The organism is Psychromonas sp. (assembly GCF_041586535.1).
Taxonomy (GTDB): domain Bacteria; phylum Pseudomonadota; class Gammaproteobacteria; order Enterobacterales; family Psychromonadaceae; genus Psychromonas.
This window is the reverse complement of record NZ_JBFGZY010000116.1, coordinates 1-13479: the sequence shown is the minus strand read 5'-3', so window position 1 is coordinate 13479 and position 13479 is coordinate 1. Positions and strand designations below refer to the sequence as shown.

Below are 13479 nucleotides of genomic sequence, written 5' to 3'. Positions count from 1 at the left end.
CTATTCATTTATGCTTGTTAAAATGAATGCTAGCTTCGTTATTGATTTTGTAATTAGAACAACTAGTTACTGCAATCAATGCCTTGCTTTCATCCATTTTTCCTACGCCTAAATAGATCATCTAATTAACGGAATTGGTATGATTTTCAGTTACAAAGAGAATTTGAGTCTATTCTGTGGGGAAGCGGTAAAAACGAAATACCGCTTCGTTACATCAATCGAAAAGGGAATAACCATTACCTTATGTTGCGTCTTGCTCTGCTCTCCGAGCTCGCGCCTGACAAAGCATTTTGAAATAACATGGGTAGAGGTATGCTATTTACCGGGATAAAGCCGCTTGCTGCTCTAAATAAGCAAATGCCGTGAGCATAGCTTGATTTTGAAATTTCTTTAAGCCTAACTCAATAACATCAGGTGTTACCTGGGCAAGGGATAAGCCTTCTTTAATATAATGATTTGACAACACATGAACTTTTAAGTCCGTCATCAGCTGTAATGCCGCTTCAATTTTGAAACTCAGTGGGTTACCGGCATATTTTCCTTTTAAATCACGCTGTTTAATGACCACAGTATCTACCTGGTAATCTTTCATCAATTGGGCAAAATCAAATTGAAACTTTTTAAGCGGGTCACTATTAACTGCATCGGGCAAAGCTAATTTAGCCACTCGTACTTTCGGGACATCATATAAACCATTTTTTAACTGCATTATGCTGATAATCGCTTCATTACCAGTTAACTCTACTCCGCAAACGCGCATTATTCTTTCCTTCTTTATTACTGAGTTTTTATCTACTCTTATTGAGTATTCACTTTCTCATAAATCTTGCTAAGTTAGCTTCCAATTACTCGTACATAAGTTTCCGGCATTTTCAGGCTTACAACTGAAAATGCCGGATAATTCTTTATTAGTATTTAGCTAAAACTATATATGCAGCTTAAGATTAATCATACGAATGGTTGCTCCGATACCGGCTAATACCTGATTGGTATTCACCCCTCGCGTAGTAAACTGATTATTACCATCCGACCAGGTGATAGTACATTCCGTCAGCGCACTGGTTTTTCCGCCGGGAGGAATACGCAACTGGTAATCCAGTAATTCAGGGAAAACAAAAGTTTTTTTGTCTAATACTTTCTTCATTGCCCCTATAAATGCGTCAAAACCACCATTACCACTGCCACTGGCTTTATAAATTTTATCCTTAACCCGTACACGTATACTGACCGTAGACTCCAGCTCCAGGCCGGAATTGATCGAGCAGTTTAACAGTTCAACATAATTATAGTCATTGCGCTCGAGCAGATCGGCAATAATAAAAGGTAAATCGTCAGCACTGATGCTGGCTTTCTGATCCGCCAGTCTGACAATACGTTTTAACAATTTCTTCTGTTGTTCAGAATCGAGCTCAATATCCATCGCTTCCAGGTTTTTGGCAAGTGACGCTTTGCCGCTCATCTTACCTAATGCATAACTACGCGAACGCGCAAAACGCTCCGGGGTTAATGCCGAAATGTATAAGCCCCCTTTTCTATCGCCATCTGCATGTATCCCGCTGGTTTGCGTGAAGACATCAGCACCGACAATAGGCGTATTATCTGATATGCGTTTACCGGAAAAATTTTCCACCAGACGACTTAAATTATGAATTTCACGTTCATCTATATTGACGTTTTTGCCAAGTTTATCCTGTAAAACAACCGCCACCTCCGATAAGGACGCGTTACCGGCACGCTCACCTAAACAGTTAATGGTGCAGTGTATAGATGATACGCCGGCCTTCACCGCATACATGGCATTGGCGGTTGCCAGACCGTAATCATTGTGAGGATGAAAATCAAAATTTAAATCCGGGAAGCGCCCGACCATGTCCGTTAAGCTTGCAAACACTTCCTCGGGAGACATCACGCCTAATGTATCGGGTAACATAAAATGCACTATGCCGGCATCCTGCAGTTTTTCCAGCATTTGATAAACATACTCAGGACTGTCTTTGTAACCGTTAGACCAGTCTTCAAGATAAATATTTACCCGCAACCCCTGCTGCTGAGCATAGTTAATAGTTTGTTTGATATCAATGACATGCTCATCAAGGGTTTTACACAACTGTTCGCTGCAATGCTTTAAGCTGCCCTTAGCGAGAAGATTCAACACTTTCCCACCGGTATCTGTTATCCAGTCAACACTTAATTTATGATCGACAAACCCTAAGACTTCAATTTTCTCAAGAAAACCTTCACGACTCGCCCAACTGTTAAGTTTCGTTACCGCATCTTTTTCGCCCTCGGAAACACGAGCCGAAGCGACTTCAATACGGTCAATTTTTAATTTCTGCAACAAGGCCTTAGCAATACTTACTTTTTCAGCCGGAGCAAATGAAACAGCTTGTGTCTGCTCTCCATCACGTAATGTTGTATCCATTAACTGAACAACGTTTTCTCGGGTCATTCCCTCACTCCATTCATTTTTGATAGTAGAAGATTCAATCTATCGCAGGTAAGACTAAAAGAGTTAAGAAAGTGATCAAATATTACCCGGAAAAATCACCCCTGGCAGGAGCAATGCTAAATGAGACAATCATGCTCTAACAAAGCTCACAAAACAGTTCTGGGTAATTGAAAACAGTAAAGGTGATCACCTAATTGCTACTTTCTACAAATATTAAAAAAATTATCTGATTAAAACGGTAGATAATACCAAACAGATTAATTAACTGGTCATTTATTTAATCCAATTGCTATAACTGCTTTAATCAGATAGATTTTATAAAAAAGGCGCAACCAGTGCGCCTTAAAATTTATCTCATTTTAACTGCGAGATAAAAATAATTATTTCCATAACCAAGGTAAAGTTTGTTTTTGTTTTTCTTCAAAGTCTGTAATTTTACCTTCGTGTTTTAATGTCCACGCGATATCATCAAGCCCTTCAAGTAAAGACTGTTTACGGAACGGATCCACTTCAAAATCAATTTCAATCCCGCCCGGTGTTGTCACTTTTTGTGCTTCAAGGTCAACAGTAAACTCCACACCTTCATTAGCAGCGATTTCAGCCATTAGCGCAGCAAGCTCATCTTTGCTTACTTTAATAGGCAAAATGCTGTTTTTGAAACAGTTACTGAAGAAAATATCAGCAAAACTGGTAGAGATAATAGTGTTAAAACCGTAATCCGCAATCGCCCACGGAGCATGCTCACGTGAAGAGCCACAACCGAAGTTTTCGCCGGCCACTAATATCTTAGCCCCTTTAAAAGCGGGTTTATTAAGCTCAAAATCAGGGTTTGGCGTAACATTATCAGCAAGGAAACGCCAGTTATGGAAAAGGTGAATACCAAAACCGGTACGCTCAACCTTTTTCATAAAGTTTTTCGGGATGATCTGGTCTGTATCAACGTTACTGCGATCCATTAATGCCGCAATACTAGTGTGTTTTTTATAAGCTTCCATTATCTCGCCCCTATTTCCAATCTCGAATATCTACAAAGTGGCCTGCAATTGAAGCAGCCGCAGCCATCGCCGGTGATACAAGATGAGTACGACCACCTTTACCCTGACGACCTTCGAAATTACGGTTTGATGTAGAAGCACTGCGTTGACCGTCTTCCAGTTCATCGCCGTTCATTGCCAGACACATTGAACAGCCCGGATCACGCCATTCCCAACCAGCTTCAACAAAAATCTTATCTAGACCTTCTTTTTCTGCTTGTACTTTTACCGGGAAAGATCCTGGTACAGCAATCGCTTGTACACCTTGCGCAACTTTTTTCCCTTTAAGCAGCTCAGCTGCCGCTCGGAAATCCTCAATACGGCCGTTAGTACAAGAGCCGATAAATACGATATCAATATTGATATCGGTAATTTTCTGTCCCGCTTTCACGTCCATATACTTAAGTGCACTTGCACATGCTTGTGCTTTAACTTCATTTTCAAAGTCTGAAGGAGCGGGCACAACACCGTCTACTGCAATAACCTGTTCCGGAGATGTTCCCCAGGAAACTAGTGGTGCAATATCTTCAGCTTTAAGCTCGATCACTGCATCAAATTCAGCACCTTGATCAGATACCATGGTCTTCCAGTATGCAACGGCTGCATCCCAGTCTTCACCTTTCGGTGCAAATTCGCGTCCTTCCAGGTAATCAAACGTAATTTGATCCGGCGCGATTAAACCAGCGCGGGCACCCGCTTCAATTGCCATATTACATAACGTCATACGGCCTTCCATGGAAAGATCAGTAATCGTATTACCGGCAAATTCCATCACATAACCCGTACCACCTGCAGTACCTGTCTTAGCGATGATTGCCAGAGCAATATCTTTCGCTGTTGCATATTTTGACAGTTGACCTTCAACTTTCACCAGCATAGTTTTCGCTTTCTTCTGCTGTAGTGTCTGTGTTGCCATGATATGTTCAACTTCAGAGGTACCGATACCAAATGCTAATGCACCGAATGCCCCGTGTGTTGCTGTATGGCTATCGCCACAACAAACAACCATACCCGGATGAATAAAGCCGTGTTCAGGCACAACGATATGAATAACACCGTTTTGCTTACTGTCCATGCCGTACAGGTTGATTTTATTTTCAGCACAGTTTGCCGTCATTGTTTCAACTTGTTTTTTAGCAATAGGATCGACAATGTTAAAACGATCTTTTGTCGGTACACAGTGATCGATAGTCCCTAAAATACTGTGTACATTACGCACGTGACGGTTTTTTAGACGCAGACCTTCAAAAGCCTGAGGACTTGTCACTTCGTGCATCAGATGTCGGTCAACATACAGAAGCGGAGAGCCAGATTTTGGTTCATGAACCAAATGTGCATCCCATATTTTTTCATACATTGTTTTAGTCATTGTTTTCCTTATCACTCTCTATGTTTTACTAGTAAACCCAACCATCTTTGATCACAGTTACTGCAGATACAGGTTGTTTAGTTCAGTTTAGAAAATTAATTCTAATGGATAGATGTCATCCAGACAATATAGCAAGATCAAATAGTGCATTCTAGTTAAATATGTATTGAACAATGGATGTTTAATGAATAAATATGCAGAAATTGTTATAAGACAGCGGCAAATGCGAATATCAATGGAAGATTCTCAATTAATTACGTAATATAGCACCCCTTTAAATCAATAGTATAGAGGTTGCAACAATGCAATTTGACATAATTACGACAACAACACAATTGCATGATTTTATCGCAACTCTTGATAATAGCCCGATTTCACTTGATACCGAATTTGTACGTACACGAACTTATTTTGCCAATTTAGGTTTATTACAAGTCTCTCAAAACGGAAAAATTACTTTAATTGATCCTATAGCGGTTGGTGATCTGACAAGCTTCTGGCAGGCTATCGATAATAAAATGATCATTCTCCACGCCGGCAGCGAAGATTTGGAAATCATCCGCGAGCACAAAGGCGATCTTAATTTTACTCTCTTCGATACGCAAATTGCCTGTTCTTTTGCTAATCTCGGTGCATCACTCGGTTATGCAAACATGGTGGAAACACTACAGGGAGTGATAGTCGATAAAGGTGAATCACGCACAGACTGGTGCGCACGTCCTTTAAGTGACAAACAGATAAATTATGCGGCTGCAGATGTACTGCATTTACAACCCTGCCTGGAAAAGCTTCAACAGCAACTTGAAAATAAAAACATGACACATTTTTTCGCTCAGGAGTGTGCCGATATACTTGCCCAAAAAATGGAAAAACAAGATCCTGATAATGCTTATAAATCGCTGAATAATTTATTTAAATTAGAGCGCAAAGGGCTTGCCGTGATAAAAGCGCTGGCCAAATGGCGCTTATTAACCGCACAGGAACGCAATCTTGCCGTCAATTTTGTCGTGAAAGCCGATCACCTGTGGTTATTAGCTTATTACCTGCCGACCAGTTTAGAAGATCTGCGCCGTTTGAATTTATTACCCAATGAGATTCGTATCCACGGCCAGCAGATTCTCAACATTATTAATCAGGTAGTCAATCAGGATGAAAGCAGTTATCCGCCATTAGTGACACGCCTGGTTGATTTCCCGACTTACAAAAGCACGTTGAAATCGATGCGGGAGAAAATTAAACACTGCGCTGAAGAAAACGATTTGCCGGTGGAATTAATTGCCTCGAAGCGTTTTATCAACGAATACTTAAGCTGGTTATGGAAATTAGACGATGCGCAAAAACAGCAGGCTGATAAACCTAAACTGTTAACCGGCTGGCGATTTGATCTGATCGGGCATCAATTCGAGCATTAATACTATTTAGTCAAAGTGAAATTGTTAGCCCCCCTGATTATATTCGTTCGCCGGTTGTGATATTTTATATGCTCAAACTACCTCAAGATACAAATTCTTGCATCTTGAGGTAGCTTGGGTATGGCAGTCTTTTTTGATCCAATATAAAAATGATAACTCATGCAAATACATGCTAAATAGTTTCAACTCTGGATAATGAAAGCGTCATTGCCTTTAATATCATAATGTTAAAGTTTTATATTATAATGTTAAAGTTTTATATTATACAGTGCCGTTAGTGTCGTGTCGTGTCGTGTCGTTCACGGCAACTCATCGTAGCAATAGTCTGTTATTGGCAGATGATTTAACGCAGAAATACCCGCAAATAGCGGTATTGTATCGATTTGCTTATCCAGAGCTGAAGTTAAATAGTAGCCATCCAGGTCGGTTTTTTGTCAAAAAGGAAAATTTAATGAGCTCTGCTATTTCTTGGAAGGCTACCTTCTGCAGTTATTTAGATAAGCGCCTGCTGTGGGTATTTATGCTTGCCTGCTCAAGTGGTTTTCCATGGGTATTGATTGGCTCTAATATGTCCGGTTGGTTGAAAGATGCCGGACTCACGCGTGCTGCAATCGGTTATTTCGGTTCCGTATTTACCGTCTATGCATTTAACTTTCTCTGGGCTCCTTTAATCGATCGGGTTAAACTGCCACTGCTCTACTCCCTTCTCGGGCAACGCCGTAGCTGGATATTCCTTTGCCAGTCGGTGATTTTACTGTTAACACTTTTTATCGCCGGAGTGGATCCGGCAATGAATATCGCATTGACCTCATTGCTGGCATTGGGTATTGCAATTTCCTCAGCCACGCAGGATATTGCCGTTGATGCCTACCGGATAGACAGCTTCGCAAAATCACAAACCAGTAAATTGCCTCAGGCATCGGCTATGGCGGTTATTGGCTGGTGGACCGGTTATTCGCTGCCGGGTTACTTTGCTTTTATTAATGCTGACAGCATGGGCTGGAATGGGGTGTATTACGGGATGGCCTTTGTGGTGGCATTATTAATGCTGTTTACCATTCTGGTAGGCGAGCCGGCAAGTGAACGTGAAACATTACAACAGCAGGCTGAAGATAAATATAATAAGGTTATTAAGTCGCGCGTCGCCACCTGGTTTAGTGTCACAGTCATTGAACCTTTTTGGGATTTCTTTAAAAAAAATGGCGTTAGAGTTGCCCTCACTATTTTATTATTCGTTTTCTTATTTAAAATTGGTGAAGCTTTTCTTGGCCGTATGTCTATCGTTTTTTATAAAGAAGTCGGTTTCAGCAATGAGCAGATAGGCCATTATTCAAAACTAATGGGGTGGGGAGCAACTATCTTCTTCACCCTGTTAGGAAGCATATTTAACGTTAAATTTGGCATAGTGCGTGGTTTAATGATTGGCGGTATCGCCATGGCAGGCAGTAACCTGATGTTTGCCTGGATCGCAGAAAGTGGTCCTAGTGAGCATCTATTTTTAGCGACTATCTTAGTAGATAACTTTACCACCGCATTTTCAACCGTTGCTTTTGTTTCCTTCTTAACCATGTTAACCGGTTCCGCCTTTTCTGCGACACAATATGCTCTGTTAGCTTCATTGGGTAACCTCGGGCGTACCACCCTGGCTTCATTTAGCGGAGAGTTAGTTGATCTGTTAAATGACTGGTCAACTTTTTTTATAATCACCTCATTAATGGTCATCCCCAGTCTGGTAATGCTTTATTCGCTGCGCCACTTTTTTGACCATGTTTCAGATAAACACAGAAGCAGAGCAAAAAACAAACAGCGGAAAGCGTTAGAAACGGAAGCTGATACCAATTCCGTTAATTAGATGATCTATTTGGGCGCAGGAAAATGGATGAAAGCAAGGCGCTGATTACTGTAACTAGTTGTTCTAATTACACAAAATTGTATGGGACAATTTTAAACAGCTTTAGCTGGCCACAAAGTGGTGAAGAACAGGACGTTCTGAATCAAATCAATAACAAAGACTAAAACGTAGTTTTATGTCTAGCATTCACTTTAACAAGCATAAATGAATAGATGATTGTAGGACTTGGTATAATAACAGGGTTTAAGGAAAATTCAGCGTTAGCGGTCATTGACCGCTAACGCTGAACTATTTTAAGCTTCAATCTCAAGCATACGCGCCTTGCGATCTTCTTCCTCTTCCCGGGCCGCATTAATTTCATTTAATATATTATCGACATCGGTGATTTTATCTGTTTCTACAAACTTACCCGTTAATACAACGTCATCGCTTAACTCACCGGCTTCATACAGGGCCCAAATTTCTTGTGCATACTGCGTTTTTTTTAGCGCCGGTGCAAATTGGGCGTAATAGGTGGTCATATTATTAACATCCCGAAACAACATGCGCTTAGCATTGTTATTGCCTGCTGCGTTAATGGCTTGAGGCAAATCAATGATCACCGGCCCCCACTCATCAACAAGCACATTAAACTCCGACAGATCGCCATGAATAATGCCAATACTTAGCATACGTACAACATAATTCATGATCTCTAAATGATCCTCCAATGCCTGCTCTTCTGACATACTTACATCATTCAGGCGAGGCGCTGCAAAGCCCTCTTCATCGGTGATCAAGTCCATTAATAGTACACCTTCAAAACACCCGTATGGCTGCGGTACACGGACACCAGCATCTGCTAGTTTATATAACGCTTCAACCTCGGCATTCTGCCACACTTTTTCCTGCTCCTGTCGACCAAACTTGGAGCCTTTTTCCATAGCACGGGAACGGCGTCCGCTACGAACTTTACGCCCTTCATTGTATAAAACAGCCTGCTTGAAACTGCGTTTACTTGCTTCTTTATAGACTTTAGCGCAACGAACGTGTTCGCCGCATTGCACCACAAAAACCGATGCTTCTTTACCACTCATTAATTGACGTAGTACTTTATCAACTAAACCATCATCAACAAGAGGTTGTATTCTTTTAGGAATTTTCATATTTTATTTAATTATCGCATTTTTATTAATAATTGATTTACAGTGTGTTATATAGCAAATTAGGCTTAACTTTCTATCTATATAGCTTTGCATCCCAGATTGTTTAGTTACTTTCATTCGCCTGACCTCTCAGGCAATCGCTTACTTTTTACGTAAGCAAGCTGTTTTTCTGATCGGCGCACTTCTTTTCCAACTGCTCGCTTTTGTGCACTACGCAAGGATTTAATATTAACATTTCCCAATGAAAAATTTATCGGAATAAACTTATTTGTGTCCCCGCTTAAAATAAGCACAATTAATACAGTACGTTAAGTAAAATTATCTTTATAAAAAAAATATTGTTCGGCTGTAAGCGAAAATATTCGACTTACAACTTTAATAAACATCGGGCATTGATTGAGATTATACTTGTTCCTTTGTTTGTTGGCTAAAAAATCCGTCACAATCAGTCCTGTTTTTTATGAAAAACTTCTCAAAATAAAACATTATCATTATAAAAGGACCATTGTGTCCCCTATAGTCTTCCCCCCTTCCTGATTAAGTAAGTGCAACATCGAGCAGCTTGAACTCTAATTTTACTTACCCGTTGTTTTGAAATTATTTAGCAACGGATATTTGACTTCTCGCCACGGCACGGTACCCTTGAAAAAAATTGCAATTATTGAGATTTAAATGGCCTTAAAAAAACCGGAAAATATGCATTACGAAGAAGCTATCGATGAACTCGAAAGTATTGTCAACCATTTAGAAGCGGGTGATTTGAGCTTGGAAGAAGCTTTAAAACAATTCGAACGCGGTATTGCATTAGCCCGCAGCAACAGTCAAAAGCTTCAAAAAGCACAGCAGCAGGTTAGTATCTTAATGCAGCAGGATGCACTCGCGCCACTTCAGGAATTTAAGGAAGAGTAACTAAGCTTATTTATCCTATCGTTATTTGAGCAGTGATGCCCCTATAAATCTGTTTTTATATTATTAACTCTAATTCGCAGCACTATAAATCTATGAAGCAACTTGAAGATACACTTAACCAATACCAGCATCGTGTTAACGAGCAATTAAATCATTATATCAATATTGCTCATCCCGTCTCTCCTTTACTTAATGAAGCGATGGAGTACGGGGCTTTATTAGGCGGTAAACGGGTTCGACCATTCTTAGTTTACGCAGTCGGAGAGATGCTGGACTGTTCATTACAATCTTTAGATCCCTTAGCTGCCGCGGTGGAATGTATCCACGCATACTCTCTGATTCATGATGATCTGCCTGCAATGGACGATGATGATCTGCGTCGAGGGCAAATGACCTGCCATAATAAATTTGATGAAGCGACTGCTATTCTTGCCGGTGATGCACTACAAGCCTTAGCATTTGATATTATATCAAGACCGAATCAAGCATTGAGTGCACAAACACAATTAAAAATGGTGAATCATTTAGCAAAAGCAAGTGGCGATCATGGCATGTGCGCCGGACAAGCGTTAGACTTGGCTGCAGAAAAAAAATCTGTTGATTTGGCAACCCTGGAACAGATTCATCAGGCAAAAACAGGTGCACTTATAAAAGTTGCAGTGCAACTTGGCGCACTGGCTAAAACGGACTTACCCGCAGAGCACTTTATTTTATTAAGTCAATTTGCAGATGCCATCGGTTTAGCATTTCAGGTGCAGGATGATATTTTAGATATTATTGGTGATACGCAAACTTTGGGCAAACCTCAGGGCTCTGATATTGCCCTGGAAAAATCAACCTACCCGGCATTATTGGGGTTAGAGAAGGCGCAACAGAAAGCCGAAAGACTTTGCCGGGACGCACTATATGCTTTATCGCAATTACCCTATAATACAGAATTGTTAGCGTTATTTTCACAATACATAATCAAACGCGACCGATAAGCAACAGCTAAACCCATCACATTTACTAAGCACAATGTTTAGTAAATTTTATTATTTTCTCTATATACGACTGATACTTATGCCATTGGATTTAAAAAACTACCCGTTGCTGACCAACATTAATTATCCGGAAGATCTGCGCTTATTAAAAAAACAGCAATTACCCGCGCTTTGTGATGAATTGCGTTTATTTCTGCTCAATACTGTCAGTCAAACCAGCGGACATTTAGCTTCCGGTTTGGGTGTTGTCGAATTAACCGTGGCCCTGCATTATGTTTATCACACACCATTTGATAATTTGATTTTTGACGTTGGTCACCAGGCCTACCCGCATAAAATTTTAACGGGAAGGCGCGATCAAATGGACAGTATCCGTACTTTTAAGGGGCTGCACCCTTTCCCATGGCGCGAAGAAAGTGAATATGATGCACTCAGTGTAGGTCATTCTTCTACTTCAATCGGTGCTGCATTAGGTATGTCCATTGCAGCAGAAAAAGAGCAAAAAGGCCGCAAAGTCGCGGCTATTATCGGTGATGGTGCGATTACCGCGGGAATGGCTTTTGAAGCATTAAATCATGCTGGTGCACTGCACAATGATATGCTGGTCGTATTAAATGATAATGAGATGTCAATTTCAGAAAATGTGGGTGCGTTAAATAATCACCTTGCAAAAATCTTATCCGGCGAACTTTATACCCAGCTGCGCGAAGGCAGCAAAAAAGTGCTGTCTAATATTCCGCCCATTAAAGAGTTAGCAAAAAGAACCGAAGAGCACCTTAAAGGCATGGTTTCGCCTGCAACTATATTTGAAGAATTTGGTTTTAATTATATCGGTCCGATGGATGGCCATAATGTTATTGATTTAGTGGAAACCTTACGCAATATGCGTTCCCATAGCGGCCCGCAGTTTTTACATGTGATGACTAAAAAAGGTAAAGGCTATAAACAGGCTGAGCTTGATCCCATCAAGTACCATGCTGTTCCTAAATTCACTCCGGATCAGGAGCTGCCAAAATCAGCCCCGTGCTCGGCAAGCTTCTCGCAAATATTTGGTGATTGGCTAAACGATATGGCTGACCAGGACGACAAGCTCACAGCAATTACACCGGCAATGCGTGAAGGCTCTGGTATGGTCAGTTTTTCAAGACGTCATCCCGATAAATATTATGATGTCGCGATAGCAGAGCAGCATGCCGTAACACTTGCTGCCGGCATGGCTATTTCCGGTTTACATCCGGTTGTTGCTATTTACTCAACTTTTTTACAGCGCGCCTACGATCAGGTTATCCATGATATTGCGATTCAAAATCTGGGTGTGTTATTTGCAATAGACAGAGCCGGCATAGTCGGTGCGGATGGTCCAACCCATCAGGGCGCTTTTGATTTGAGTTTTTTACGCTGTGTGCCGAATATGGTTGTAATGACGCCCTCAAACGAACAGGAATGCAGGGATATGCTCTATACCGGGCATCTGCTTAATCAGCCCGCAGCGGTAAGGTATCCGCGCGGTACGGGAACGGGAGTCGCGATCAACAAAACAATGACCTCACTGCCCATTGGCAAAGCAAATGTGCTGAAAGAAGGCAATGACCTGGCCATTTTATGCTTCGGCACCCTGTTGAATCAGGCAATATCCGTTGCACAAAAACTCAATGCAACTCTGGTTGATATGCGTTTTGTCAAGCCACTTGATAAGCAACTGCTTGATCACCTTGCGAAAACACACAAACAGTTTGTGACCATTGAAGAGAACAGTATTGCCGGTGGAGCCGGGTCTGCTGTCAATGAATACTTTATGGCGGAAAAAATAAACGTACCGGTGTTAAACCTTGGGTTGCCGGACCAATTTATCGAACAGGGTACGCAGAAAGAGATCTATGCGCTGCTTGAACTCGACAGCGCCGGAATAGAAAAGCAGATTGTTCGCTATTACAACCTGGCATAGCGGTGTGCAATAGATAACGCAGTGAGTAAAATAATTTCGAGTTTACTCATTGCGACCTATGCTGAAAGTAATTAAGCTCGGCGCTGGATAATGAAAGCGTCATTGCTTTTAATATCGTAATTTATACCCATGATACTTCAAGATGCAAAGTCAGCAAGGTCAATTGTGCCGAGATGCTAGACATAAAATTGAAGTCTAGTTATTCTACAGAGAGATTTTATAACAAAGCAGATTGGTGCAATTTCTCTTGCCCTACGGGGCGTGAGCTCGAAAACCAGTGCTGCGTTGCACCAATCGAAAAGGGAGTAATACCAAATCCGATAACTATCTACTCATTTATACTTGCTAAAATGAATGCTAGCTAGACATAAAACTACGTTT

General features: G+C 41.1%; 11 protein-coding genes. 6 read left to right on the top strand and 5 right to left on the bottom strand.

All coding sequences use genetic code 11. The features are described 5' to 3' along the window. Positions 1–319 precede the first annotated feature (319 nt). The 4 genes from ABZA00_RS12950 to leuC form a co-directional block, all read right to left on the bottom strand. Positions 320–760 (bottom strand): DUF3010 family protein, encoded by a 441-nt coding sequence (locus ABZA00_RS12950; RefSeq protein WP_372882584.1) that lies wholly within the window; start codon positions 758–760, stop codon positions 320–322. 165 nt (positions 761–925) lie between these two features. Beyond that, positions 926–2449, bottom strand: a complete 1524-nt coding sequence (locus ABZA00_RS12945; protein WP_372882583.1) for an alpha-isopropylmalate synthase regulatory domain-containing protein — start codon at positions 2447–2449, stop codon at positions 926–928. Between the two features lie 380 nt (positions 2450–2829). Further along, positions 2830–3444, bottom strand: coding sequence for a 3-isopropylmalate dehydratase small subunit (gene leuD / locus ABZA00_RS12940; RefSeq protein ID WP_372882582.1), 615 nt, complete (start codon positions 3442–3444; stop codon positions 2830–2832). A gap of 10 nt (positions 3445–3454) precedes the next feature. Further along, positions 3455–4852, bottom strand: coding sequence for a 3-isopropylmalate dehydratase large subunit (leuC, locus tag ABZA00_RS12935; RefSeq protein WP_372882581.1), 1398 nt, complete (start codon positions 4850–4852; stop codon positions 3455–3457). 302 nt (positions 4853–5154) lie between these two features. On the opposite strand from leuC, the gene rnd reads away from it, so the two are divergent. From rnd to ABZA00_RS12920, 3 genes are all read left to right on the top strand, one after another. Beyond that, positions 5155–6264: a ribonuclease D gene (gene rnd / locus ABZA00_RS12930; protein WP_372882580.1), complete on the top strand. Its 1110-nt coding sequence runs from the start codon at positions 5155–5157 to the stop codon at positions 6262–6264. 451 nt (positions 6265–6715) lie between these two features. After that, positions 6716–8116: an MFS transporter gene (locus ABZA00_RS12925; protein ID WP_372882579.1), complete on the top strand. Its 1401-nt coding sequence runs from the start codon at positions 6716–6718 to the stop codon at positions 8114–8116. Between the two features lie 23 nt (positions 8117–8139). Then, positions 8140–8280, top strand: coding sequence for a hypothetical protein (locus ABZA00_RS12920; protein ID WP_372882578.1), 141 nt, complete (start codon positions 8140–8142; stop codon positions 8278–8280). 129 nt (positions 8281–8409) lie between these two features. Here ABZA00_RS12920 and ABZA00_RS12915 read toward each other — a convergent pair whose 3' ends face one another. Continuing rightward, entirely contained in the window at positions 8410–9261 is an 852-nt protein-coding gene (locus tag ABZA00_RS12915; protein WP_372882577.1) for a PA4780 family RIO1-like protein kinase, read from the bottom strand. Positions 9262–9933: 672 nt separating this feature from the next. On the opposite strand from ABZA00_RS12915, the gene xseB reads away from it, so the two are divergent. The 3 genes from xseB (at position 9934) to dxs (ending at position 13098) form a co-directional block, all read left to right on the top strand. Next, positions 9934–10170 carry an exodeoxyribonuclease VII small subunit gene (gene xseB / locus ABZA00_RS12910; RefSeq protein ID WP_372882576.1) on the top strand — a complete coding sequence of 79 codons (237 nt, stop codon included), beginning with the start codon at positions 9934–9936 and terminating at the stop codon, positions 10168–10170. Positions 10171–10262: 92 nt separating this feature from the next. Beyond that, positions 10263–11153 (top strand): (2E,6E)-farnesyl diphosphate synthase, encoded by an 891-nt coding sequence (gene ispA / locus ABZA00_RS12905; protein WP_372882575.1) that lies wholly within the window; start codon positions 10263–10265, stop codon positions 11151–11153. Positions 11154–11232: 79 nt separating this feature from the next. Then, complete coding sequence (gene dxs, locus ABZA00_RS12900) at positions 11233–13098, top strand: 1-deoxy-D-xylulose-5-phosphate synthase (protein WP_372882574.1); 1866 nt, start codon at positions 11233–11235, stop codon at positions 13096–13098. Positions 13099–13479: the final 381 nt, after the last annotated feature.